21 protein-coding genes are annotated in these 24,217 nt (G+C 71.7%); 17 read left to right on the forward strand and 4 right to left on the reverse strand.

Features of this window, described 5'->3' with window-relative positions; all coding sequences use genetic code 11:
* The first annotated feature begins 2 nt into the window (after positions 1-2).
* From GA0070624_RS07855 to GA0070624_RS07870, 4 genes are all read left to right on the forward strand, one after another.
* The gene (locus tag GA0070624_RS07855; RefSeq protein ID WP_091338201.1) at positions 3-1,253 is read left to right on the forward strand and encodes a sugar ABC transporter substrate-binding protein; all 1,251 of its coding nucleotides are present in this window, start codon (positions 3-5) and stop codon (positions 1,251-1,253) included.
* Complete coding sequence (locus GA0070624_RS07860; RefSeq protein ID WP_091338204.1) at positions 1,254-2,894, forward strand: ABC transporter permease subunit; 1,641 nt, start codon at positions 1,254-1,256, stop codon at positions 2,892-2,894.
* Between the two features lie 95 nt (positions 2,895-2,989).
* Positions 2,990-3,793 (forward strand): sugar ABC transporter permease, encoded by an 804-nt coding sequence (locus GA0070624_RS07865; RefSeq protein WP_425413542.1) that lies wholly within the window; start codon positions 2,990-2,992, stop codon positions 3,791-3,793.
* 2 nt (positions 3,794-3,795) lie between these two features.
* On the forward strand, positions 3,796-5,715 hold the full coding sequence (locus GA0070624_RS07870) for a glycoside hydrolase family 13 protein (RefSeq protein WP_091338212.1): 1,920 nt from the start codon (positions 3,796-3,798) through the stop codon (positions 5,713-5,715).
* A 135-nt stretch (positions 5,716-5,850) separates the two neighbouring features.
* On the opposite strand, the gene GA0070624_RS07875 is transcribed toward GA0070624_RS07870, so the two are convergent.
* Positions 5,851-6,459 carry a TetR/AcrR family transcriptional regulator gene (locus GA0070624_RS07875; protein WP_176731624.1) on the reverse strand — a complete coding sequence of 203 codons (609 nt, stop codon included), beginning with the start codon at positions 6,457-6,459 and terminating at the stop codon, positions 5,851-5,853.
* A gap of 96 nt (positions 6,460-6,555) precedes the next feature.
* Here GA0070624_RS07875 and GA0070624_RS07880 point away from each other — a divergent pair, with 96 nt between their 5' ends.
* The 9 genes from GA0070624_RS07880 to GA0070624_RS07920 all read left to right on the forward strand — a co-directional run bounded on the left by GA0070624_RS07880 (position 6,556) and on the right by GA0070624_RS07920 (position 16,508).
* On the forward strand, positions 6,556-7,557 hold the full coding sequence (locus tag GA0070624_RS07880) for a hypothetical protein (protein WP_091338220.1): 1,002 nt from the start codon (positions 6,556-6,558) through the stop codon (positions 7,555-7,557).
* Between the two features lie 55 nt (positions 7,558-7,612).
* Positions 7,613-7,954 (forward strand): hypothetical protein, encoded by a 342-nt coding sequence (locus tag GA0070624_RS07885; protein WP_091338225.1) that lies wholly within the window; start codon positions 7,613-7,615, stop codon positions 7,952-7,954.
* Positions 7,955-8,232: 278 nt separating this feature from the next.
* Positions 8,233-9,300, forward strand: a complete 1,068-nt coding sequence (locus GA0070624_RS07890) for a BMP family lipoprotein (RefSeq protein ID WP_091338229.1) — start codon at positions 8,233-8,235, stop codon at positions 9,298-9,300.
* 258 nt (positions 9,301-9,558) lie between these two features.
* Complete coding sequence (locus tag GA0070624_RS07895) at positions 9,559-11,103, forward strand: ABC transporter ATP-binding protein (protein WP_342672763.1); 1,545 nt, start codon at positions 9,559-9,561, stop codon at positions 11,101-11,103.
* Entirely contained in the window at positions 11,100-12,422 is a 1,323-nt protein-coding gene (locus tag GA0070624_RS07900; protein ID WP_091338234.1) for an ABC transporter permease, read from the forward strand. The genes GA0070624_RS07895 and GA0070624_RS07900 overlap by 4 nt, the downstream gene beginning before the upstream one ends.
* A gap of 3 nt (positions 12,423-12,425) precedes the next feature.
* Positions 12,426-13,706 carry an ABC transporter permease gene (locus GA0070624_RS07905; protein ID WP_091338237.1) on the forward strand — a complete coding sequence of 427 codons (1,281 nt, stop codon included), beginning with the start codon at positions 12,426-12,428 and terminating at the stop codon, positions 13,704-13,706.
* A 12-nt stretch (positions 13,707-13,718) separates the two neighbouring features.
* Complete coding sequence (locus tag GA0070624_RS07910) at positions 13,719-14,423, forward strand: cytidine deaminase (protein ID WP_091338241.1); 705 nt, start codon at positions 13,719-13,721, stop codon at positions 14,421-14,423.
* Positions 14,424-14,435: 12 nt separating this feature from the next.
* Positions 14,436-15,716 (forward strand): thymidine phosphorylase, encoded by a 1,281-nt coding sequence (locus GA0070624_RS07915; RefSeq protein WP_091338245.1) that lies wholly within the window; start codon positions 14,436-14,438, stop codon positions 15,714-15,716.
* 111 nt (positions 15,717-15,827) lie between these two features.
* Entirely contained in the window at positions 15,828-16,508 is a 681-nt protein-coding gene (locus GA0070624_RS07920; RefSeq protein ID WP_091338248.1) for a DUF4272 domain-containing protein, read from the forward strand.
* 3 nt (positions 16,509-16,511) lie between these two features.
* Here the strand turns inward: GA0070624_RS07920 and GA0070624_RS07925 are convergent, their stop codons facing one another.
* The gene (locus tag GA0070624_RS07925) at positions 16,512-17,363 is read right to left on the reverse strand and encodes a putative RNA methyltransferase (RefSeq protein WP_091348361.1); all 852 of its coding nucleotides are present in this window, start codon (positions 17,361-17,363) and stop codon (positions 16,512-16,514) included.
* A gap of 1 nt (position 17,364) precedes the next feature.
* Complete coding sequence (locus GA0070624_RS07930; protein ID WP_091338251.1) at positions 17,365-17,865, reverse strand: MarR family winged helix-turn-helix transcriptional regulator; 501 nt, start codon at positions 17,863-17,865, stop codon at positions 17,365-17,367.
* Positions 17,866-17,921: 56 nt separating this feature from the next.
* On the opposite strand from GA0070624_RS07930, the gene GA0070624_RS07935 reads away from it, so the two are divergent.
* Together GA0070624_RS07935 and GA0070624_RS07940 are read left to right on the forward strand one after the other, a co-directional pair.
* On the forward strand, positions 17,922-18,335 hold the full coding sequence (locus GA0070624_RS07935; RefSeq protein WP_091338254.1) for a PPOX class F420-dependent oxidoreductase: 414 nt from the start codon (positions 17,922-17,924) through the stop codon (positions 18,333-18,335).
* Positions 18,336-18,390: 55 nt separating this feature from the next.
* A complete protein-coding gene (locus GA0070624_RS07940; RefSeq protein WP_091338258.1) occupies positions 18,391-19,467 on the forward strand; it encodes an adenosine deaminase in 1,077 nt (358 codons plus the stop codon).
* On the opposite strand, the gene GA0070624_RS07945 is transcribed toward GA0070624_RS07940, so the two are convergent.
* Positions 19,468-19,884 (reverse strand): uridine kinase, encoded by a 417-nt coding sequence (locus GA0070624_RS07945; RefSeq protein WP_245718702.1) that lies wholly within the window; start codon positions 19,882-19,884, stop codon positions 19,468-19,470.
* A gap of 385 nt (positions 19,885-20,269) precedes the next feature.
* Here GA0070624_RS07945 and GA0070624_RS07950 point away from each other — a divergent pair, with 385 nt between their 5' ends.
* Together GA0070624_RS07950 and GA0070624_RS07955 are read left to right on the forward strand one after the other, a co-directional pair.
* Positions 20,270-23,800 carry a sensor histidine kinase gene (locus GA0070624_RS07950; protein ID WP_091338265.1) on the forward strand — a complete coding sequence of 1,177 codons (3,531 nt, stop codon included), beginning with the start codon at positions 20,270-20,272 and terminating at the stop codon, positions 23,798-23,800.
* The gene (locus tag GA0070624_RS07955) at positions 23,797-24,201 is read left to right on the forward strand and encodes a roadblock/LC7 domain-containing protein (protein ID WP_091338268.1); all 405 of its coding nucleotides are present in this window, start codon (positions 23,797-23,799) and stop codon (positions 24,199-24,201) included. Before GA0070624_RS07950 ends, GA0070624_RS07955 begins: the two co-directional genes overlap by 4 nt.
* Positions 24,202-24,217: the final 16 nt, after the last annotated feature.

Below are 24,217 nucleotides of genomic sequence, written 5' to 3' on the forward strand. Positions count from 1 at the left end.
CGATGCGCATCCGTACCGCGGGTGTGGTCGCTGTCCTCGGCCTGGCGCTCGCCGCCTCGGGTTGCGGCGGCAGTGACAGCGACAAGCCGGCTGCCAAGGAGTCCGCCAAGGCGGCCACCGGCAAGCTGGTGATCTGGGCCGACGACAAGCGCACGGCCGTCCTCAAGCCGTTCGCCGAGAAGTTCGGCCAGGAGAACGGCGTCACCGTCGAGGTGCAGGCCGTCTCCAAGGACCTGCAGACCAACTTCGTCACCGCCTCCCAGCAGGGCAGCGGCCCGGACGTCGTGGTCGGCGCGCACGACTGGATCGGCAACCTGGTGCAGAACGGCGCCATCGATCCGGTGCAGCTGGCCGCCGAGCAGAAGAGCGCCTTCAACGAGACCGCGATCAAGGCGGTGACCTTCAACGGTCAGCTCTACGGCGTCCCCTACGCCACCGAGAACGTCGCCCTGATCCGCAACACAGAGCTGGCCCCCGAGGCGCCGAAGACCATTGAGGACCTGGTCGCCGCCGGCAAGAAGCTCAAGGCCGAGAAGAAGGCCAGCGAGATCCTCTGCCTGCAGTCCGGCCAGAACGGCGACGCGTACCACATCTACCCGCTGTACACCTCCGGCGGCGGCTACCTCTTCGGCACCACCGCCAGCGGCGACTACGACCCGAAGGACCTGGGCGTGGGCAAGCCGGAGTCGATCGCGGCCTTCCAGAAGATCGCGAAGCTGGGTGAGAAGGGCGAGGGCGCGCTGAAGCGCTCCATCACCGGCGAGAACTCCATCGCCACCTTCACCGGCAAGAAGTGCGCTTTCCTGGTCTCCGGCCCGTGGGCGATCGCCGACGCCAAGAAGGCCGGCATCAAGTACGACATCACCCCGGTCCCCGGCTTCGCCGGTGGCAAGGAGGCCCAGCCGTTCGTGGGCGTCCAGGCGTTCTACGTGGCGGCCAAGGGCAAGAACAAGGCCCTGGCCCAGGAGTTCGTCGCGAACTACGTGACCAAGCCCGACCTGGCCGTTGCCCTGTACCAGGCCGAGCCCCGTCCGCCCGCGCTGACCGCCGCCTTCGACCAGGTCAAGGGCACCGACCCGGACCTGGCCAAGTTCCAGGAGGCCGGCAAGAACGGCCAGGTGCTCCCGGCGATCCCGGCCATGGCCGCGATCTGGGACCCGTTCGGCAAGGCGGAGGCCAACATCATCGGTGGCGCCGACCCGGCCAAGACGATCACCGCCGCTGGCACGACCATCGCCGGTCAGATCAAGTAGATGAGCAGGTCGCTGTCCGGTCCGGGGTCTGCCACGCAGGCCCCGGGCCGGGAGCTCGTTCGCTCCGGGCTCCCGCGCACGTCCCGTAACGCGCGGAACCCCGCGCCGATCACCGCGACCGGCCTCGTCATCAAGGTGATCCTGCTCGGCCTGGTGGCCGGGATCGCGATCTGGGCGGCCTTCCCGCTCATCGAGGCCGAGATGTGGGTCGGGCTGGCCATCCTGGCGGTCACCACCGCCGGCCTGTTCTACCTCTACCTCACCCCCCGGCACATCCCGGCGAAGTACCTGGTCCCCGGCACGCTCTTCCTGATCGCCTTCCAGGTCTTCCCGGTGCTCTACACGGCGAGCACCGCGTTCACGAACTTCGGCGACGGCCACCGTGGCAGCAGGGACGACGCGATCGTCGCCATCCAGAGCTCCTCGGTGAAGCAGGTGCCCGGCTCCACCGAGTACACCCTCTCCATCGCCACCAAGGGCGACCCGGCCACCGCGCCGCTGGTCTTCCTGGTCACCGACCCGAAGACCGGCACCGTCTCCGCCGGTGACAGTGAGGGGCTCCGCCAGCTCGACGCCAGCTCGGTCACCGTCGCGCCGGGCGGCAAGGTCACCGCGGCCGACGGCTACACCGTGCTAAACATCGGTCAGGCCAGCCTCCGCAGCAAGGAGATCACGGACCTTGTCGTGCCGACCTCCGGCGGCGCGATCCGGTCCACCGGCCTCACCCGCGCCTACGAAGGCAAGGCGGTCCGGGCGTACGACGCCGGCTGCGACTGCATCAAGGACAGCGAGACCGGCAAGACCTGGACCGCCGACGAAGCGACGGGCTCCTTCGTCGCCGCCGACGGCGAGCGGCTGGCCCAGGGGTGGAAGGTCAACCTCGGGCTGAAGAACTTCAACCGGGTGCTGACCGATCCGAACATCTCGGGCCCGTTCTTCGGCACGCTCCTCTGGAACTTCGCCTTCGCGATCGGCTCTACCGGGCTCACCTTCCTGCTCGGCATGGCCATCGCGCTCGCGCTGCACTCGCCCCGGATGCGCGGCACCAATTTCTACCGGGTGCTGCTGATCCTGCCGTACGCCATGCCGTCGTTCGCGATGCTGCTGGTCTGGCGGGACATGTTCAACACCGACTTCGGCCTGGTCAACAACCTGTTCGGGCTCGGGGTCGACTGGTTCGGCGAGGACTGGACCGCGCGCGCGGCGGTGTTGCTGGTGCAGCTCTGGCTGGGCTATCCGTACATGTTCCTGGTGACCACCGGCGCGCTCCAGGCGATCCCGCGCGAGCTGACCGAGGCCACTTCGGTCGACGGGGCGTCCCCGTGGCAGTCGTTCCGGACGGTCACCCTGCCGCTGCTGCTGGTCGCGCTCTCCCCGCTGCTGATCGCGTCGTTCGCGTACAACTTCAACAACATCAACGCGATCTGGTTCACCACCGAGGGTGGACCGTTCGCGCCGGACAACCCGACCAACGGCGCGACGGACCTGCTGATCACCTACACCTACCGGCTGGCCTTCGGCGCCCAGGGCGCCGAGTACGGCATGGCCGCCACGGTCTCGATCTTCATCTTCGCGATCGTGGCGACGGTGTCGGCGATCAGCTTCCGGCGCACCCGTCAGTTGGAGGAGGTGTACTCGTGACGACCCACGCGGACGTCCCCGTGGCCAGCCGCAACGCCACCCGCCAGCGGCGCAACCGCTGGTTCGCCCGGGTGGGGTGGCGGCACCTGGTCGGGATGCTGGCGGTGGTGTTCAGCCTGTTCCCGATCCTGTTCGTGCTCTCGGCGGCGCTCAACCCGCTCGGCACCCTCTCCTCGACGGACCTGGTGCCGACCGGCGGGGTGTCGTTCGAGAACTTCACCAACCTGTTCGACAAGTTCGCCTTCGGCCACTGGTTCCTCAACTCTTTGCTGATCGCCGGGGCCGCCGCCTTCGTATCGATCTTCCTGTCGGCGCTGGCGGCGTACGCGTTCTCCCGGATGCGGTTCGCCGGACGGCGGTTCGGGCTGCTCACTCTGCTGCTGATCCAGATGTTCCCGCAGTTCCTGGCGATCGTGGCGATCTTCCTGATCTTCACCACGGTCACCGACCTGTGGCCGGCGATCGGCTTCAACACCCCGTGGGGCCTGTTCCTGCTCTACATGGGTGGCGCGCTCGGCGTGAACACCTGGCTGATGAAGGGCTTCTTCGACACCCTGCCCCGCGAGTTGGACGAGTCGGCGACCATGGACGGCGCCACGCACGCCCAGATCTTCTTCCGGATCATGCTGCCGCTGGTGGCGCCGATCCTGGCGGTGACCGCGCTGCTCTCCTTCATCAGCACGATCAACGAGTTCATGATCGCCAACGTGTTCCTCACCGACACCGAGTCGAAGACGCTCGCGGTCGGCATGTTCGGCATGGTGGCCGGCGAGCGGAACAACAACTTCGGGATGTTCGCGGCGGGCACCCTGCTCACCGCGATCCCCACGGTGCTGGTGTTCCAGCTTCTCCAGCGCTACATCGTCTCCGGCCTCACGGCTGGGGCGGTCAAGGGATGACCATGTCGTTGCAGCCGCACCATGACGGATCCGCCACCTACGTCCCGGAGCAGGAGCCCGCGCTCGGACAGACCGTCCCGGTCTTCGTCCGGGTACCGGCCGGCGCCGACGTGCGCCAGGTGCACGTGCGGACCACCGGTGACGGCGAGCCGCGCTTCGCCGAGGCCACCGTCGACCGCCGCGAGGGCGGCGACGTGTGGTGGCGGGCCGACGTCGAGGTCCGCAACCCGGTCAGCAACTACCGGTTCATGCTCTCCGGGGCGCGGGGCTACCGCTGGCTGAACGCCGCCGGCCTGGTCGACCACGACGTGCCGGACAACGGCGACTTCAAGCTGGTCAGCTACGCCCCGCCGCCCGCCTGGGCCCGGGACGCGTTGATCTACCAGATCTTCCCGGACCGGTTCGCCCGCTCGGCCGCCGCCGACGGCCGGACCGGGCCGGACTGGGCCATCCCGTGCGACTGGGACACCCCGGTGATCGGGCGCGGCCCGGAGACGCCGTACCAGTTCTACGGCGGCGACCTGGACGGCATCACCGAGCGGCTGGACCACCTGGATCGGCTCGGCGTGAACACCCTCTACCTCACCCCGATCTTCCCGGCCCGCTCCAACCACCGGTACGACGCGTCGAGCTTCGACCGGGTCGACCCGCTGCTCGGCGGGGACGCCGCGCTGGTGCGGCTCGCCGACGCGGTCCGCGCCCGGGGCTGGCGCCTGCTCGGCGACATCACCAGCAACCACACCGGCGACGCGCACGAGTGGTTCACCACCGCCGCCGCGGACGTGCACGCCGCCGAGCGGGAGCTGTACTACTTCGACGAGGTGACCGGCTGCGACAACTCCAGCTCGGCTGACGGCCACAATTCGGCCTCCGCGCCGCTTGGCGGCGCTCCGGACCGAATGAAGGCCGGTCTGACGCCGCGCTGGGACCTGGAGCCGTCGTACGAGTCCTGGAACGGGGTCAAGTCGCTGCCGAAGCTGAACTGGGGCAGCACCGAGCTGCGTCGCCGCTTCGCCACCGCCGAGGACTCGCTGCTGCGCCGCTGGCTGCGCCCGCCGTACGGGCTGGCCGGCTGGCGGGTCGACGTGGCCAACATGACCGGCCGGCGCGGCGCGGACGGGTACACCCACGAGGTGGCGAAGCTGCTGCGCGAGGTGGTCGCCGACACCCGCCCCGACGGCCTGCTGCTGGCGGAGCACGGCCACGACCACACCGGCGATCTGGACCGCGACGGCTGGCACGGCACGATGAACTACGTCGGCTTCACCGACCCGGTCTGGTCCTGGCTGCGGCACGGCGACGATCCGGTGCCGAACTTCCTGGGCACCCCCGGCGGGGTGCCCCGGCGGGCCGCGGGCGCGGTGCTGGCCACCATGAACACCTACCGGTCGCTGATCTCCTGGCGGTCGTACGTGCACTCGTGGCAGCTGCTCGGGTCGCACGACTCGGCCCGGATCCGGACGGTGGTCGGCGACGCCGCGCGGCAGGAGGTCGCCGCCGGCCTGCTCGCCACCATGCCGGGTACCCCGGTGATCTTCGCCGGTGACGAGCTCGGGCTGACCGGCACGAACGGGGAGGGGTCGCGTACGCCGATGCCGTGGCACCGGCCGGAGAGCTGGGACCAGGGGACCTTCGCCGCGTACCGGGGGCTGCTCGCGCTGCGCCGCGGCGAGCCCGCGCTCCGGCACGGCGGCCTGCGCTGGGTGCACGCGGACGCCGACACCCTGGTCTTCCTCCGCGAGGCGCCGACCGGGACGGTGCTGGTCCTGGCCCGGCGCGCGGCCGCCGCCCCGGTCCGGCTGGCCGGCCTGCCGGCCGGTGACAACGTGTACGGCGGTGCGCCGGCGCTCCGCCCCGACGCCGACGGCGTGGTCACCCTGCCCGCCGACGGCCCCACGTTCCAGGTCTGGCGCCTCGGCTGACCGCTCGACCGTCTCAAGATCACACTCGAACCGGGAGGTAGTGGACTCCCAGCGCTTCGGAGGCCGCTACTCATTGGTCGAGCGCGATCTTGGCGGGGGTTGGTGCTCGTCCGCCGGTGCGCCGGGGCGGGCGGGTCAGCGGGGTGCCGGGTGGTGGGCCGCGAGCAGCGTCCGGACGCCGGCGAGGTAGGTCTCCCGGTCCGGGGAGCCGGTCAGCATGCGCTGCATGAAGTAGCCCGGCACCAGGCCGAACAGCGCCGCCCCGACCGCCTCCGGGTCGGCGTCGGCGGGCACCTCGCCGGCCTGCTGCGCCCGCCGCACGACGGACGCGTAGTGCCGGCGGAGCCCCGTGTACGTCGCGGCCACGAACTCGGCCAGCGACGGGTCGCGTTGCGCCTCGCTCCAGACCTGGATCGCGAGGCGGAGCACGCCGTCCTCGCCGGTCTGGGTGTCGACGTACGCCAGCGCGCGGTCCAGCGCCTCGATCAGCGGCAGCGGCGGGTCGTGCCGGGCGAGTTCCGCGAAGACCTCCTCCGCACGGCCGACCACGGACTCGGCGATCGAGGTGATCAGGTCGTTCTTGCTCGGGAAGTAGCGGTAGACCGCGCCGACCGAGAGGCCGGCCTCGGCGATCACGTCCTGCATCGAGGTGTTGTGGAAGCCGTCACGCAGGAAGCAGCGCCGGGCCGCGTCGAGGATCTGCTGGCGGCGGGCGGCGCGGTGTTCGTCCGATACGCGTGGCACGACCCACATTCTAAAGCGAACGTTCGTTCTTGACTCGCGATCGGGCAGGGGCGCACTCTCATTCCAAGAGAACGAGCGTTCGTTTTAGGAGTTGAGATGGAAGGCACCCGTACCCGATCGCCCTGGCTGCTCGCGGTGCTGCTCGCCGCCCTGGCGGCGGGGGTGCAGGCGCTGCTCGTACCGCTGTTCGCGGCGCCGGCGGCCCACCTGGCGCCGCGCGACCTGCCGGTCGCAGTGGCCGGGCCGGCGCCCGCGACCACCGAACTCGCCGGCCGGCTGGCCGCCGCCCGGCCCGGCGCGTTCGACGTGACCACGCTGCCCGACGCAGCGGCGGCCGACCGGGCGCTGCGCGACCGCGAGGTGTACGCGGCCTTCGTCGCCGGCCCGGACGGGATCGCGCTGCACACCGCCCCGGCAGCCAGCCCTACGGTCGCCGCCCTCCTCACCGAGGCCTCGGCCCAGCTCGCCGCCGGACGTCCGGTGCCCGTGGTGCAGGTCGTCCCCGCCGACCCGGACGACCCCCGGGGCGCCGGTTTCGCCGCCGGCTTCCTGCCCTTCGCGCTGACCAGCATGCTCGCCGGGGCGCTGCTCACCTTCCTGGTCGCGCACCGGGGCGCCCGGCTGCTCGGGCTGCTCGGCTACGCCGTCCTCGCCGGCCTGGTGGGCGCGGCGGTGCTGCACGGCTGGCTCGGCGTCCTGGACGGCGACCTCTGGCGGGAGGCGGGGGCGATCGGCCTCTTCGCGCTGGCCGCGGCGGGCATCGTCGGCGGACTCGGGGCGCTGCTCGGCGGTCCGGGGATCGGCCTCGGCGCCCTGCTGGTCTTCCTGGTCGGCAACCCGCTCTCCGCGGTCAGCGCCGCGCCGGAGCTGCTGCCGCGGCCGTGGGGCACGGTCGGGCAGTTCCTGCCGGTCGGCGCCGGTGGCACCCTGCTCCGCTCCGCGGCCTTCTTCGGCGGGGCCGGCGCGACCCGGTCGCTCGCGGTGCTGGCGGGTTACGCCGCCGTCGGGCTGGTCCTGGTCCTGGTCGGCCGGTTCCGGCCGGCCGGGAAGGTGGGAACGGCGGTGCCGGAGCGGCGGCCGGCCGAGATCACGGTATGAGCTCGCTTGGCGAGCCGCCTACTACGCGGCGTCGTTGATGGGGGAGGATGTCGGCGTGGAAGCTCTTCGGCTGGTACTTCTCTACGTCCATCTGATCGGGTTCGCGCTGCTGCTCGGCGGCGCGGTCGCCCAGTACGTCGGCGGCCGACTGCGGATCAACGCGGCCATGCTGTGGGGCTCGGTGATCGGCCTGCTGACCGGCATCGGTCTCTCCGCGCCGCTGCGCGAAGGCCCCGAGCCGGCACCCGCCAAACTTGTTACCAAGTTGGTGCTCGCGCTGCTGATCTTTGTCATGGTCTTCTTCTCCCGGAAGCGGGAGTCGGTCAACCGCGGCCACTTCCTCGCCATCATCGGGTTGACCCTGCTGAACGCGGCGGTGGCGGTCTTCTGGCGGTAACGTCCGGACTAGGGGAGGGCCGCGGGAAACAAGCGTTTCGCCTCGCCCGGCCGATTGGCTGGCAGCACGGATAGTGATCTGTCCCACCCAAGGGTTACATGCGGGTAACAGCCACTCAACAGTCGTGCACGATTGTCGGCCGGTCGGTGGGCGCGGGCGTACGCTCCCGTCCGTAACGTGGGACAAGCCGGCGGCACCGTGCAGGCCGGCTTATGGGCTGCCACCGCACATGGAGCGGTGAGCAATGGGAAGGAGACGTCTTGCGCTCTGTGCGTGGGATGCGGATCGCCTCCGTCTTCGCGGTGGGTGGGCTCGTGCTGGGCGCCGCCGCGTGCGGTAAGGCCCCCGAGGAGAACAAGGGCGGCGGCACCGCCGCCAAGAAGTACAGCGCCTGCATGGTGACCGACGTCGGCGGCATCGACGACAAGTCGTTCAACACCTCGGCCTGGAAGGGCCTGCAGGAGGCCAAGAAGGCCAACGACAACATCGACATCAAGAACGTCCAGTCGAAGGCTGAGGCGGACTACGAGGTCAACCTGACCGGGTTCGTCAACCAGAAGTGCGACTTCATCCTGGCCGTCGGCGGCCTGATGTCCGACGCCACGAAGAAGGCCGCCCAGGCCAACCCGAACCAGCAGTTCGCCATCGTCGACTCGAACCCGGGTGTGGACAACGTCTACCCGATGCAGTTCGACACCGCGCAGGCCGCCTTCCAGGCCGGTTACCTGGCCGCCGGGATGAGCAAGACCGGCAAGGTCGGCACCTACGGCGGTCTGCCGATCCCGCCGGTGACCATCTTCATGGACGGCTTCGCCGACGGTGTCGCGTACTACAACAAGGCCAAGGGCAAGAACGTCCAGGTCCTCGGTTGGGACAAGGCGACCCAGAAGGGCTCCTTCACCAACGACTTCGTCAAGCAGGACGAGGGCAAGAAGGTCTCCGACACCCTGGTCGCCCAGGGCGCGGACATCATCATGCCGGTCGCCGGCGGCGCCGGCCTCGGCACCACCGCCGCGGCCCAGGCCTCGAACGGCAAGTACTCGGTCATCTGGGTGGACGTCGACGGCTGCGAGAGCACCCCGAACTGCCCGACGCTGGTGACCACCGTGGTCAAGAACATCCCGGACGCCGTCAAGGAGGCCGTGCTCAAGGCCGCTGGTGGCGAGAAGCTCCAGGCCAAGCCGGGCTTCGTGGGCACCCTGGCCAACAACGGTGTGTCGATCGCCCCGTACCACGACTTCGACAGCAAGGTCCCGGCGGACCTGAAGGCCGAGGTCGACAAGATCAAGGCGGACATCGCCGCCGGCACCATCACGGTCACCTCGAAGGCCCAGCCGACCAAGTGACCGGTCCGCCGGCCGCCGCGGTGAGATCATCGACAGCGGAGGCCGGCGGGCACCACGCATGACGATCCGGCCGCCTCGGCGTACGCGGGGACACCACCCGTGCCGCCGGGGCGGCCGATCCGCTCCACCCCGGGCCGGCTCGGTGCCCGGCGCGACAGCGGCTAGGCTGCACCATCGCTCGCACTCCAGGAGGTTGCGCTGAGACTCGAACTGCGCGGCATCACCAAACGGTTCGGTGACCTGGTCGCCAACGACCACATCGACCTGACGGTGGAGCCTGGAGAGATCCACGCCCTGCTCGGCGAGAACGGCGCCGGCAAGTCGACCCTGATGAACGTGCTCTACGGGCTCTACCAGCCCGACGAGGGCGAGATCCTGGTCGACGGCAAGCCGCTGAAGCTCAGGGGCCCGTCGGACGCGATCGCCGCCGGGATCGGCATGGTGCACCAGCACTTCATGCTGGTGCCGGTCTTCACTGTCGCCGAGAACGTGATGCTCGGCGACGAGCGGGTGAAGGGCGGCATCGCCGGCTTCCTCGACCGGCGGCGCGCGCGGCGCGAGGTCGCCGAGGTCTCCGAGCGGTACAACCTTCGGGTCGACCCGGACGGGGTGATCGAGGACCTGCCGGTCGGCGTCCAGCAGCGGGTGGAGATCGTGAAGGCGCTCACCCGCGAGGTCGACCTGCTGATCCTGGACGAGCCGACGGCGGTGCTCACCCCGCAGGAGACCGAGGAGCTGCTCGCGGTCATGCGGTCGCTCAAGGCCGCCGGCAAGTCGATCGTCTTCATCACCCACAAGCTCGGCGAGGTGAAGGCGATCGCCGACCGGATCACCGTGATCCGGCGCGGGAAGACGGTCGGCACCGCCTCGCCGACCGCCAGCCGGGACGAACTGGCCGCCCTGATGGTCGGCCGCAACGTCCGACTGACCGTCGACAAGAAGCCGGCCGCCCCGGGCAAGCCGATCCTCGAGGTCTCCGGGCTGGTCGTGGACGACGACCGGCAGGTTCGCGCGGTCGACGGCGTGGACCTGACCGTGCACGCCGGCGAGGTCCTCGGCATCGCGGGCGTGCAGGGCAACGGCCAGACCGAGCTGATCGAGGCGATTATGGGCCTGCGGCCGACGCTCGCCGGCACGGTGACCGTCGACGGCGAGGCCGTGCACGGCTGGCCGACCAAGAAGGTGCTCCGCGCCGGGGTCGGTTACGTGCCGGAGGACCGCAGCGTCGACGGCCTTGTCAAGGAGTTCTCCGTCGCGGAGAACCTGGTGCTGGACATCTACGACCGGCCCCCATTCGGCCGGGGACTGTCCCTCAAGCCGGACGCGATCGCGAAGTCGGCGAAGGAGCGGATCGAGCAGTTCGACATCCGTACCTCCTCCGCGGCCGCGCCGGTGGGCACCCTGTCCGGCGGCAACCAGCAGAAGGTGATCGTGGCCCGGGAGCTCTCCCGGCCGCTGAAGCTCTTCGTCGCCGCCCAGCCCACCCGGGGCGTCGACGTCGGCTCGATCGAGTTCATCCACAGCCGGGTGATCCGCGAGCGGGACATCGGCACCGCCGTCCTGGTCGTCTCCAGCGAGCTGGACGAGGTGCTCGGCCTGGCCGACCGGATCGCGGTGATGTACCGCGGCCGGATCATCGGCATCGTCGGCCCGGACACCCCGCGCGAAGAGATTGGCCTGCTGATGGCCGGCATCACCCCCGACTCGGCCGGCGCGGCCCCGGCGACGGGCACCGGTACTACCAGCGACCCCGGCAGCGCGGCCCCGACCGCCGAGGGCCCAGCCAGCAAGGACGAGGCATGACCAACCCCAACCCGGTGTCGGGCTCCCCGGAGAAGGAGCCGGCGACCGAGGCGCAGGCGGCGCGGATAGCCGCCGGCAACTCCGACCGGGCCGCCCCGGCGACCGCACCGGAGCCGCAGCCGCGGCCCTCGCTGGGCCGGCTCTTCCTGGACAACCTCTGGGCCGCCAACACGGTGACCGTCACGGTGCTCGCGCTGGTCCTCGCGATGATCGTGGGCGCCATCCTGATCATCGTCTCGGACCCGGAGGTGCTGTCGACCTACGGCTACCTCACCGCCCGGCCGGCGGACGCGATCACCTCCAGCTGGTCCGTGGTCAGCGAGGCGTATGCCAACCTGTTCAAGGGCGCGATCTACGACCCGGCGGCGACCGGCTGGCAGGGGGCGCTCGGCCCGATCTCCGAGACGCTGACGTACACCGCCCCGCTGGCCTTCACCGGCCTGTCGGTCGCGCTCGCCTTCCGGGGCGGCCTGTTCAACATCGGCGCGCAGGGCCAGGCCACGATCGGCGCCATCCTCTCCGCGCTGGTCGGCTTCGCGCTGCCGCTGCCCTCGGGGCTGCACCTGCTCGTCGCGCTGATCGCCGGCGCGGTCGGCGGGGCGATCTGGGGCTTCATCCCGGGCATCCTCAAGGCGCGCACCGGCGCCCACGAGGTGATCAACACGATCATGCTCAACTACGTCGCGGTCTACTTCCTCGCCTGGCTCATCGTCCAGAACGGGGTGCAGAACCCGAACCGCGCCGACGCGATCAGCAAGCCGGTCGAGTCCTCGTCCCAGCTGCCCCGGCTGCTCGGCGACAACCTGCGGGTGCACGCCGGCATCCTGCTGGCCGTGCTGGTCACCTGGGCCGTCGCCTGGCTGCTCAACCGCTCCACGATCGGCTTCGAGCTGCGCGCCGTGGGCGAGAACCCGAGCGCCGCGCGGACCGCGGGCATCAGCGTGACCCGGACGTACGTGCTGATCATGGTGATCTCGGGCCTGCTCGCCGGTCTGGGCGGCTCGAACATGGTCCTCGGCTCCACGGCCAACGCGCTCACTCCGCTGGTGATCGCGCAGATCGGCTTCGACGGCATCATGGTCAGCCTGCTCGGCCGGGTGAAGCCGTGGGGCGTTCTGCTCGCCGCGCTGCTCTTCGGCGCGCTTCAGGCGGGCGGCAACCGGATGCAGTCGTACTCGGGGATCTCGCTGGAGCTGGTGACCGTGCTCCAGGCGCTGATCGTCATCTTCATCGCCGCGCCGGCCCTGGTAAAGGCGATCTTCCAGCTCCGGGCCGCGCGTGCCGCCCGGTTGCAGACGAGCCTGGCGAAGGGCTGGTAACGGATGTCGACCATGGCTGTCCCGGACGTCGCCGTCGCCCCGGTCGATGAGGGGTTCTGGAACCGCACCCGCAAGGTCGGCGCGTTCCTGCTGGCGCTGGGCGTGCTCGCCGCGGTGCTCTTCGGCGCGCTCGCCACCAACCAGCAGGCCCGCTTCACGCTCAGCGAGACCGAGGGCGGCGCGGCGCTGTCGGTCAACGGCACGACCGGCGCGATCGCCTTCGGCATCATCACCGCCGCGGCCGGCGCCGCCCTGCTGGCGGGGTTGTCGAAGCGCTGGTTCACCCTGGTGCTCGGCGTCGGCCTCGTCGCCTTCGTGCTCAGCTTCCTCTGCTGGCAGGTCTCCGCCGCTCCCGCGGGCCGCAACTTCATGCCGCTGGTCAACATCGTCCGCGGCACCTTCATCCTGGCCCTGCCACTGATCTTCGGCGCGCTGGCCGGCGTGCTCTGCGAGCGCACCGGCGTGGTCAACGTGGCCATCGAGGGGCAACTGCTGATGGGCGCCTTCGCCGGGGCACTCTTCGGCAGTATCTCCGGCGACGTGTGGGTGGGCCTGGTCGCGGCGGCGCTCGGCGGCGCGTTCATCTCGCTGCTGCTGGCGGTCTTCGCGATCCGTTACCTGGTCGACCAGGTGGTCATCGGCGTCGTACTGAACCTGCTCGCGGTGGGCATCACCGGCTTCCTCTACGAGCGGCTGATGCAGACGGACGCACAGAGATACAACAGCGCGCCCCGGTTCTCCAACTGGGAGATCCCGCTGCTGAAGGACATCCCGGTGGTCGGGCCGGCGCTGTTCCGCGGCAACATCTTCCTCTACCTCGGCCTGCTGCTGGTCCTGGTCATCCACATCGGGCTGTTCCGCACCCGGTGGGGCCTGCGGACCCGCTCGGTCGGCGAGCACCCGACCGCCGCGGACACCCTGGGCGTCCGGGTGCAGGCGCTGCGCTACCGCAACGTGATCGTGGCCGGGATGGTCGCCGGCATCGGTGGCGCCTCCTACACGCTGGCGCTCTACTCCTTCACCAAGAACATGATCGGCGGTAAGGGCTTCATCGCCCTGGCCGCGCTGATCTTCGGCCGCTGGAGCCCCACCGGGGCCCTGCTCGCGGCGCTCTTCTTCGGCTTCGCCGACCAGCTCGGCACGTACCTCAGCGCGATCAACAGCATCATCCCGAGCCAGTTCCTGGCCATGCTGCCGTACCTGGCGACGATCCTGGCGGTGGCCGGGCTGGTCGGCCGGGTCCGGGCGCCGGCGGCGGACGGCAAGCCGTACATCAAGGGCTAATGGGGGAAGCTCATGGAGATCGACTGGGCCCGGCTGCGGGCCGCGGCCACCGAGGTGATGCGGCACGCGTACGTGCCGTACTCGAAGTTCCCGGTCGGGGCGGCCGCCCTGGTCGACGACGGCCGGGTGGTGGTCGGCTGCAACGTGGAGAACGCCGCGTACGGCGTGGTGCTCTGCGCCGAGTGCGGGGTGGTCTCCTCGCTGCACGCCACCGGCGGTGGTCGGCTGGTCGCCCTCTCCTGCGTGGACGCCACCGGCGAGCCGCTGATGCCGTGCGGCCGGTGCCGCCAGCTGCTCTGGGAGAACGGCGGCCCGGAGTGCCTGGTCGAGGCGAAGGGCGGCCCGCTGCGGATGGCCGAGCTGCTGCCGCACGCGTTCGGCGTCGAGGATCTGGAGGCGGTGGTCGGCGAGACGCCGGTGCCGGTGGTGCCGGAGCGGCTGGCCGCCTGGCGGGGGCGCGGCACGGTCTTCGTGCACCCGGACCTCTCCGCCGGTCAGCAGGTCTGGACGGCGTACTGGGAGCGGTCCGCCGGGGACACCGAGGGCGCCGAGACCGGCGTGCTGGAGGAGGGCCCGACCTGGGATGACCCGGCCGAGGCGATCACCTGGGGGCTCGCGCGTACGCCCCGGGTGGTGGTGGTCGACGCGGCGGGCACCATCTTCTGGGCCGGTGAGGGCGAGCCGCCGATGGAGATCCCGACCCGTTGGGGCGGCTGAGAAGGAACATGAATGAGTGAGTTCACCGCGGTTGACGTCATCCGGACCAAGCGGGGCGGGGGTGTGCTGAGCGACGCCCAGATCGACTGGGTGGTCGACGCGTACACCAAGGGGCTGGTGGCCGACGAGCAGATGTCGGCGCTGGCCATGGCGATCCTGTTGCGCGGCATGACCGGGCCGGAGATCGCCCGGTGGACCGCCGCGATGATCGCCAGCGGGGAACGGCTGGACCTCTCCTCGGTCGCCCGCCCCACGGTGGACAAGCACTCCACGGGCGGAGTCGGCGACAAGATCACCCTGGCGCTCACCCCGCTCGTCGCCGCCTGCGGCGCCGCCGTGCCGCAGCTCTCCGGGCGCGGGCTCGGCCACACCGGCGGCACCCTGGACAAGCTGGAGTCGATCCCGGGCTGGCGGGCCGCGCTGAGCAACGAGGAGTTCATCGCCCAGCTCCGCGACGTCGGCGCGGTGATCTGTGCGGCCGGCGAGGGGCTGGCCCCGGCCGACCGCAAGCTGTACGCGCTGCGCGACGTGACCGGCACGGTGGAGGCGATCCCGCTGATCGCCAGCTCGATCATGAGCAAGAAGATCGCCGAGGGGACCGGCGCGCTGGTGCTCGACGTCAAGGTCGGCTCGGGCGCGTTCATGAAGTCCGTCGACGACGCCCGCGAGCTGGCCCGGACCATGGTCGAGCTGGGCGGCGCGCAGGGCGTGAAGACGGTCGCCCTGCTCACCGACATGTCCACCCCGCTCGGCCTGGCCGTCGGCAACGCCGTCGAGGTGCTCGAGTCGGTCGAGGTGCTGGCCGGCGGTGGCCCGGCCGACGTGGTGGAGCTGACCCTGGCCCTGGCGCGGGAGATGCTGGACGCGGCCGGGCTGCCGGACGCGGACCCGGAGGCGGCGCTGCGCGACGGCCGGGCGATGGACGTCTGGCGGACGATGATCCGGGCCCAGGCCGGCGACCCGGACGCCCCGCTGCCCACGGCCAACGAGGTCGAGATCGTCTGCGCCGCCGAGGACGGCTTCGTCGCGGAGATCGACGCGTACGCCATCGGGGTGGCCGCGTGGCGGCTCGGCGCCGGGCGGGCCCGCAAGGAGGACCCGGTGAGCATCCCGGCCGGCGTGGTGCTGCACAAGCGTCCGGGCGACCGGGTCCGGGTCGGTGAACCCCTCTACGAGCTGCGCGCCGAGCAGGCGGCGCGGATCCCGGCGGCGCTCGCCGAGGCGGCGCGCGCGGTCCGCATCGCGCCGGACGAGCCGGCGGCGATGCCGCTGGTCATCGAGCGGATCGGCTGATCAATTCCGGTCTTGCGGTGCCGTGGTGCTGGTCCCCGCGAGCCGCTATCCTCCCTGCCGCGGGATGACCGACCGGCGCTGAGCCGATGCGAGGAGACAGGGACCTGAGCCGTGCGTGTATCCGCCCCCAACCCCCGGGACGTTCGTGAGGCGAGCCTCGACGAGCTGTCCCGGTTGGGCCTGCCGCTGCCGCCGCCCCAGTTCCCGCTCGTCTGGGAGCCGGGCGACGAGATCGAGCTGCGGCCCACCGCCGAGATCGAGGCCCGGATCGCGGTGCTGCACGTGATCCTGGCCCGCTGTTTCGGGATGCCCCCGCAGGCGGCGATGGGCTGGCTGCTCGGCTCGCGCCTGGTGGACACGGTCACCCCGCCGGAGTGGCAGTTCGTGATGGGCGGCAAGGGGGACCACCGGTCGTTCGTGCTGCATCATGACGCGCTGTTCTCGCTGGCCTGGGTGCTCGGGCTGACCAAGGAACTCGATCCCACGGTGCCGGTGGACGAGCGGCTGGTGGAGCGGATGCCCCACCTCGCGGCCGGCGAGACCTTCACCGCGTGGCGGTCCCGGATCCTGGCCGCCCCGCAGCACCCGGCCGACGCGGCGGCCCTGCTCGACCTGCACTACTGCCTGGACTGGGCGTACCTGGAGACGGAGCGGGCCGGGCGGAGGCCGCCCGGGCTGGTGGACGCGAACGCCATCGGGCAGCGCCGGTGGGCGCTGGAGTGGGCGGTGATCCTCCGCGGGCCGTACCACGATGAGCCGCCGGGCTGGGAAGAGGTCGACCTCTCCACCTGACGTTCAGCGGGGTCGGTGCACGCTCAGCCGGACCGCGACCGTCACCGGGACCGGCTCGGGCCGTGCGGTGATCCGTTCGGCGAGCCGGGCCGGGTCGGTGTGCCAGGCGCTCGGGCCCATGCCGACCAGGGTGGCGACCTCCGGCCCGGTGAGCGCGAGCCGGGCCCGGTGCACGGTCGCCGACTCCTCGGTGAAGTGCGTGGCGAGGCTCCCCGCCACCCGCTCTGCCTTGGCCGGGTCCACCTTCAGCAGGTCGAGGGCGTCGACCAGTTCGGCGAGGTGGTCCTCGGCCGGGGTGACCACCAGCAGCGCGCCCGCCGGATCGAGCACCCGGCGGAACTCGGCGCCGTTGCGCGGGGCGAAGACGTTGAGCAGCACGGCGGTGGAGGCGTCGGCCAGCGGCAGTCGCTGCCAGGTGTCGGCGAGCGCGGCTGCCGCGCGCGGGTGGGCCCGGGCCGCGCGGCGCAGCGCCGGCTTGGAGACGTCCAGGGCCAGACCCACGGCGTCCGGCAGCGCCGCCAGCACCGCGGCGAGATACCGCCCGGTCCCGGCCCCGGCATCCACCACCAGCGGGTACGCCCCGACGGGCACGACGGCCTCGGCGGTGGCGGCGAGGGCGGCGGCGATGATGTCGTAGTGCCCGGCGGCGAGGAAGTCGGCGCGGGCGGCGACCATCTCGGCGCTGTCCCCCGCGTGTGGGGCGCGGCCGGCGAGCAGGTTCACGTACCCCTGCCGGGCGATGTCGAAGCTGTGCCGGCGCGGGCAGCGCAGCGCCCGCGCGGTGCCGGCGGTCGTCTCGGCCAGGGTTTCCCCGCACACCGGGCAGCGCAGCCGGTCGAGGATGCGGGCGTCCACGTCAGGCCCCCGGAGCGGCGCGGCGGCGGTCGTCACCGGGCCGGTCCGGCTGGTTGAGGTGGTCGACCACCCGGTGGGTCAGCGCGGCGAGCGCCTCGACCTCGTCGGGGGTGAGCAGGTCGATCAGGTGCCGGCGGACGGCGGCCACGTGACCGCGGGCGGCCGCCTCGATGGCTTGCCGACCGGCGGGAGTGAGGACGACGATCGAACCGCGCCCGTCCGACGGGCACTCCTCGCGGGTGACCAGGCCGCGCTGCTGCATCCGGCTGAGGTGGTGGGAGAGCCGGCTGCGCGACCAGAGCATCCGGTCGGCCAGCTCGCTGAGCCGCAGCCGCTGGTCGGGCGTCTCGGAGAGGTCGGAGAGCACGTCGTAGTCCGGCTCGGAGAGGCGGGCGTCCTGCATCAGCTCCCGGGCCAGCTCCAGGTCGAGCAGCCGGCGCATTCGGCGGTAACCCCGCCAGGCGCGGTCCTCCCGCTCGTCCAGCCAGCGCGGTGCGTCCATGCGCCGATCCTACCGGTTGGTTGACATGTCATCGAAGTCTCCCTACGGTCGATGACATGTCAACGAGACTGTGGGAGCTGTTCGGCGAGCGCGGACGGGGGGTGCTGGTGACCCTGCGCCGGGACGGCCGACCGCAGCTGTCCAACGTCGACTACCTGGCCGAGCCGCGGCTGATCCGCTGCTCCACCACCAGCGACCGGGCGAAGGTCCGCAACCTGCGGCGGGATCCGCGGGCCAGCTTCCACGTCAGCACCCCGGACGGCGGGGCGTACGCGGTGGCGGAGGGGACCGTGACGCTCACCCCGCCGGCCGCGGCCGTGGACGACGCGACCGTCGAGGAGCTGGTCGACGTCTACCGGCGGATCCGGGGGGAGCACCCCGACTGGGCGGACTACCGGGCGGCGATGGTCGCCGACCGCCGCCTGGTGATCCGTTTTTCCGTGGCGCGGGTGTACGGCTGGCGGCCGTGACGAACGCCGGCCGGGCCCGTCGCCGCGCCCGACCCCGGCTGACTAGTGTCTGAGCATGGTCGCGATCCGGTACGAGGACATCGTCAAGGTTCCGAAGGCGCTGCTGCACGATCACCTCGACGGCGGCCTGCGGGCCGCGACGATCGTCGAGTTGGCCGCGGAGATCGGCCACGAGTTGCCCACCACCGACCCGGAGGCGCTGGGCCGCTGGTTCGTCGACGCGGCCAGCTCGGGCTCGCTGGAGCGCTACCTGGAGACCTTCGCGCACACCGTGGCGGTGATGCAGACCGCGCCGGCATTGCACCGGGTGGCCAAGGAATGCGCGCTCGACCTGGCCGCCGACGGGGTGGTCTACGCCGAGGTCCGGTTCGCCCCGGAGCAGCACCTGGAACGCGACCTGACCCTGGACGAGGTGGTCGAGGCGGTCGTCGCCGGCTTCGTGGAGGGGAGCGCGCTGGCCGCCGAGGCGGGCACCCCGATCCGGGTCGGCACCCTGCTCACCGCCATGCGGCACGCCGCCCGTTCACAGGAGATCGCCGAGCTGGCCGTCCGGCACCGGGACGCCGGGGTGGTCGGCTTCGACATCGCCGGTGCCGAGGCCGGCTTCCCGCCCACCCGGCACCTGGACGCCTTCGAGTATCTGCAGCGGGAGAACTTCCACTTCACCATCCACGCCGGGGAGGCGTTCGGGCTGCCCTCGATCTGGCAGGCCATTCAGTGGTGCGGCGCGGACCGGCTCGGCCACGGGGTCCGGATCGTCGACGACATCACGCCCGGCCCGCCGCCGGTGCTCGGCCGGCTGGCCGCGTACGTCCGGGACAAGCGGATCCCGCTGGAGCTCTGCCCCTCCTCGAACGTGCAGACCGGCGCGGCCGCGTCGATCGCCGAACACCCGATCGGGCTGCTGCGCGACCTGCGCTTCCGGGTGACGGTGAACACCGACAACCGGCTGATGAGCGGTACCTCGATGTCCCGGGAGATGGCGCTGCTTGTGGAGGCCTTCGGCTACGGCTGGAAGGAACTCCAGTGGTTCACGATCAACGCGATGAAGAGCGCTTTCATCCCGTTCGACGAGCGCTTGGCGATCATCGACGAGGTGATCAAGCCGGCGTACGCGAAGCTGGTCGGCTGATCACCGTTGCTGCTGCGGGTGGCCGGCGAGCAAAGCCGCCACCCGGCGCAGCACCTCCCGGGCCCGGGCCGCCTCGGCGCCCAGCCCGGTCTGCCGGCGCAGCACCGCCGGCTCCGCCAGCAGCAGCGTGAGCCCGCGCCGGATCAGCACCCTGGGTGCCTTGCGCTGCTCGGCGAGGTCCCGGGCGAGTCGACGGAGGAAGGTCGCCCCCCGCGGCCGGCGCAGCGCGTACGCCCCGGCGAGGAGCCCCCGTCGGCGGCACTCCTCGACGATCTCGGCGGCGAAAATCCCTTCGGCGACGAAAAGTGGCGATCCGGCCAGATCGAATGGCCGGCTGGCCACCCGGCGGTCCGCGCCGATCGCATAAACCGGCACATCGGCCTTGCCGTGCCGGGCGAGTCGGGTAATCGTTGCCACCGCCGTTTCGGCATCCCAGGACTGGGGTGACTCCCAGTCCACCTCTCCGTTGCGACGTGGCAACGTAGGGTCGTCGCCGTCCTTGTAGAAGTCGTCGAGGCAGAGGACAGGGAGTCCGGTTCGCTGCGCGATATACGACTTTCCGGAGCCGGAAGGGCCAGCGAGCAGGACGACGTGGTGACGGTGTTCCATTACTTTGGGTGACTCCGGACAGACGGATTGCTATCAAATTGCATCAACATCTCATCACACCTTGGGCAAGGCAGAACCTGGGCTTTCTCTTTGCGGAGCGGCGTGATGGAATCTCGGAGGTCCGACCCGTCCGGGTCGGTCGCTCGGCGTTGCCCAGCGCAACGCGCGGACGCTGTGATGCGAGGACGGTGACGTGAGCAAACGGCCAAAGACGGCGGGCTCCTCCCTGTCGTGGCTGCGCCGGCCAGCCAGCCGGCTCCGCGACATGCCGATCTGGTCCAAGCTCGGTCTGATCATGATCGTGCCGACCATCGCCACGGTCGTGGTGGGCAGCACCGGCCTGGTCGACCATTTGCAGACACTCAACAATGCCAACCGGGCCGGCAACCTGGCCAACCTGATCGGCTACTCCGGTGACCTGGTCGACCGGCTGCAGGACGAGCGGACCGCCGCCGTGCTGCTGCTGAGTGCCGACACCTCGCAGGTCAAGAAGCGGTACACCGAGGCGTACGACCAGGTGAACCAGGAGGCCGACAAGGCCAAGGATCGGTACCTGCAGCAGCGCGTCGAGCTGGACAACCTGCCCGCCACGCTGCAGAAACTCCTCGACGGGATCGACCAGAACCTCACCGACCTGCCCGGCACCCGCAGTCAGGTCTTCAACGGCAAGATCGCGACCAGCAGGGCGACCGACGTGTACGAGGGCCTGATCAGCGACCTGCTGGCGGTCCGCGACTCGAGCACCCAGCTCGCTGGCGACAGCGACCTGAGTGACCGGATGCGCGCCGCCGCCGCCATCGCCCGCACCAAGGAGTTCCTCTCCGAGCGCCGGGTGGTCGTGCACCGCGCATTTGATTTCGGCCAGCTCAGCCCGAGCCTGCGCCAGGACTACATCGCCAGCGTCACCGCCGAGCAGCAGGCGCAGGAGGCCTTCACCGCCATCGCCAATCGGTCCGAGGCCGAGTTCTACCAGCAGACTGTCGCCGGGGGCGACCTGCGCGAGGTGTTGTCCTACCAGGGCCAGATCAACAGCAACGAGACCGGGGAGCTGACGACCCTCTCGTTCGGGCCGGACCAGTGGGACACCGCGATGGTCGGCAACGCCAAGCTGATCCGTACCGTCGAGTCGAAGCTCGACGGCGACGTGGTCAAGCAGGCCGACAAGCTGCGGTCGAACGTGCAGCGGCAGGTCTTCCTGGAGACCGGCCTGCTGCTCAGCATGCTGCTGCTGGCGATCCTCTTCGCCTACCTGGTCGCCCGGTCGATGGCCCGCTCGCTGCGTGATCTGCGGCAGGGCGCCCTCTCCGTGGCCCAGTACGGCCTGCCGCAGGCGGTGGCCCGGCTCCGCGACCCGCAGGTCACCGGGCAGCTCTCCCCGGTGCAGCTGGCCAACCAGATCGCCGAGCCGCTGCCGGTCCGGAGCAAGGACGAGTTCGGCCAGGTGACCGAGGCGTTCAACGCGGTCCACCTGGAGGCGGTCCGCACCGCCGCCGAGCAGGCCGCGCTCCGGGCGTCCGTCGCGACGATGTTCGTCAACCTGGCCCGCCGCTCGCAGATCCTGGTCGACCGGCTGATCGGTCACCTCGACCGGCTCGAGCGCGGCGAGGAGGACCCCGACCGGCTGGCCGAGCTGTTCCAGCTCGACCACCTCGCCACCCGGATGCGCCGCAACGACGAGAACCTCCTGGTCCTCGCCGGCGCGGACTCCACCCGCGTGCAGCGCGAGCCGGCCGCCCTGATCGACGTGCTGCGCGCCGCTCAGTCCGAGGTCGAGCACTACACCCGGATCGAGTTCGGCGTCATCGACCGGGACATCGAGGTCGCCGCGCACGCGGTCAACGACCTGGTGCACCTCGTCGCCGAGCTGTTCGACAACGCCACCGCCTTCTCCCCGCCGGACTCGCACGTCACCGTGGAGGCCCGCCGGGTTGGCGACCGTGCCTCGCTCTACGTGGAGGACCGGGGTATCGGCATCAGCGGCGAGCAGCTGCGCGAGCTCAACGAGCGGCTGGCCACGCCCCCGCAGGTGGACGTGGCGGTCTCCCGGATGATGGGCCTGGTCGTGGTCGCCCGGCTGGCCGCCCGGCACGGCGTCAAGGCCGAGCTGCGGCCCGGCGCCGACCGGGGCACCGTTGCCGACGTCACGTTGCCCCCCTCGGTCCTGGTGCCGCGCGCCCTCGCCGGTCGGGTACAGCAGGCGCCGGCCCTCCCGGCGGCGACCACCGGCCAGCAGCACGCGGGCCCGGCGCCCGCCTTCGGCGCCCTGGCGGCCCTGGGCCAGGGTCCGGCCACCCCGCCGGCCCCGCGTCCCGGCGAGTCCGGCAACCAGGTGACCCTCGGCGGTCGCCCCTTCGACCCGGAGCCGCGCAACGGCGCCGGGACCCCGGCCTCGGCCGGCACGATGCGCTCGATGCCCGCCTGGTCGGACCTCACCGGTGCCAGCGGGGTCAACGGCGGCGACTCGTTCACGCCCCGGAGCTCCAACGGCCAGCCGATCGACCCGCTGCCGCAGCGCCGCGCCCCCGGCGTCGGCGACCCGGCCAGCACCGGCCAGCAGCCACCCGTCCCGCGGCAGCTTCCGAGCAGCCCGGAGGCGCGTCCCTACAACCCGCCGCCGATGTCGGCCCCGCCACTGCCGCCGGTCTCCGGCGTCCCGGTGTCCTCGTCGCCGGTGTCCGGCTATCCGGTATCGGCCGCGCCGATCTCGGGTCATCCGATGTCGGCCGCGCCCGCTCCGGGCCAGCCGGTCTCCGCACCGCCTACCGGCCAGACGCCGCCGTATCCGGCTCCACCGGCCCCCGCGCCGAGCGCCGGCGCGCCGCCGGTCTGGCCGCCGGTCGCCGCGCCAGACCGGGAAGCGGCTACCCCGCCGGTGCCGGAGCGGTTCGCCGCCGCCCTGGACATGACCAGCGAGCTCCCGCGGGTCGCGCGCACGGACACCCCGGCCGCTACGCCGCCGGCCGTCAGCCGGCCGCCGGCCGCAGCCGCCACGCCGCCGGCCGGCAGCCGGCCGCCGGCGCCGGCCGCGAACCGGCCGCCGCAGCAGGCCGCGAACCGCCAGCGGTACGCGGACGAGACGATGGAGCTGCCGATCTTCCGGGAGCTCGAGTCGGCCTGGTTCCGCACCCGTCGGCCGGGTCCGGAGGAGGCGGCCGCCACGCAGGCCGGGGCGGCGAGCGGTGCCGCGACCCAGCAGTTCGCCAGGGTTGACGCCGCCGGTCGGGCCGTCCAGCAGACACCACCCGGGACGACAGGTAACGCACCGATGGCACACACTCCGACGGCCGGCGGAGCGCCGCGCGACAACGGGCCGACGACGAACGGGGGCGGCCACCCCGGCTACGCCGAGGCTCTGCCCAACCGGCGGCCTACCCAGCAGCCGACCGGCGGCTGGCAGACCGCGGCCGACGACGGCTGGCGCGCCGCGTCCGCCGCCACAGAGGTCCCGGTGGCGGAGACCACCCAGAAGGGGCTGCCCAAGCGGACGCCGATGGCGCAGCTGGTTCCCGGCGGCGTGGAGAAGCCGACCACCTCGGTACAGCGGCGTACGCCGGAGGCGGTGCGGGGCCTGCTCTCGGCCTACCATCGGGGCGTGCAGCGGGGGCGTAACCAACCGACCGACAGCAACTCGACCGGCTCGGAGGCGACTCCGGGCGGGCAGCAGTCCTCGCAGTCTGGCTCAGGCCCGGTGGCCGGGAGCGGGCAGAAGGAGCAACAAGGATGACTACTACGCAGGATCTCGGTTGGCTGCTGGCCAACTTCGCCGACCGGGTGCCCGGTGTCGCGCACGCGGTCGCCGTCTCGGCGGACGGCCTGCTCCTCGCGTCGTCTCGTGACCTTCCGCGGGACCGGGCCGACCAGCTGGCCGCGATCTCGTCCGGTCTGGTCAGCCTGACCCAGGGTGCGGCCCGCTGCTTCGAGGGCGGAGCGGTGCTGCAGACGGTCGTCGAGATGGACAATGGATTCCTGTTCCTGATGTCCATCTCGGACGGCTCGTCGTTCGCGGTCCTGGCCGCGCGCAGCTGCGACGTCGGCCAGGTCGGTTACGAGATGGCCCTGCTCGTCGACCGGGTGGGCGAGGCACTGACCCCGCAGCCGCGGACGGCTGTCGGGATGATGGGCTGATCGACGCGCTGGCCGG

The sequence above is a fragment of the Micromonospora rhizosphaerae genome, from assembly GCF_900091465.1.
GTDB classification, from domain to species: domain Bacteria; phylum Actinomycetota; class Actinomycetes; order Mycobacteriales; family Micromonosporaceae; genus Micromonospora; species Micromonospora rhizosphaerae.

Coding starts and splice junctions, on each gene's coding strand:
- GA0070624_RS07855 (WP_091338201.1), top strand. CDS start 3: ATGCGCATCCGTACCGCGGGTGTGGTCGCTGTCCTCGGCCTGGCGCTC.
- GA0070624_RS07860 (WP_091338204.1), top strand. CDS start 1,254: ATGAGCAGGTCGCTGTCCGGTCCGGGGTCTGCCACGCAGGCCCCGGGC.
- GA0070624_RS07865 (WP_425413542.1), top strand. CDS start 2,990: ATGCTGGCGGTGGTGTTCAGCCTGTTCCCGATCCTGTTCGTGCTCTCG.
- GA0070624_RS07870 (WP_091338212.1), top strand. CDS start 3,796: ATGTCGTTGCAGCCGCACCATGACGGATCCGCCACCTACGTCCCGGAG.
- GA0070624_RS07880 (WP_091338220.1), top strand. CDS start 6,556: ATGGAAGGCACCCGTACCCGATCGCCCTGGCTGCTCGCGGTGCTGCTC.
- GA0070624_RS07890 (WP_091338229.1), top strand. CDS start 8,233: ATGCGGATCGCCTCCGTCTTCGCGGTGGGTGGGCTCGTGCTGGGCGCC.
- GA0070624_RS07900 (WP_091338234.1), top strand. CDS start 11,100: ATGACCAACCCCAACCCGGTGTCGGGCTCCCCGGAGAAGGAGCCGGCG.
- GA0070624_RS07905 (WP_091338237.1), top strand. CDS start 12,426: ATGTCGACCATGGCTGTCCCGGACGTCGCCGTCGCCCCGGTCGATGAG.
- GA0070624_RS07910 (WP_091338241.1), top strand. CDS start 13,719: ATGGAGATCGACTGGGCCCGGCTGCGGGCCGCGGCCACCGAGGTGATG.
- GA0070624_RS07915 (WP_091338245.1), top strand. CDS start 14,436: ATGAGTGAGTTCACCGCGGTTGACGTCATCCGGACCAAGCGGGGCGGG.
- GA0070624_RS07930 (WP_091338251.1), bottom strand. CDS start 17,865: ATGGACGCACCGCGCTGGCTGGACGAGCGGGAGGACCGCGCCTGGCGG.
- GA0070624_RS07935 (WP_091338254.1), top strand. CDS start 17,922: ATGTCAACGAGACTGTGGGAGCTGTTCGGCGAGCGCGGACGGGGGGTG.
- GA0070624_RS07940 (WP_091338258.1), top strand. CDS start 18,391: ATGGTCGCGATCCGGTACGAGGACATCGTCAAGGTTCCGAAGGCGCTG.
- GA0070624_RS07955 (WP_091338268.1), top strand. CDS start 23,797: ATGACTACTACGCAGGATCTCGGTTGGCTGCTGGCCAACTTCGCCGAC.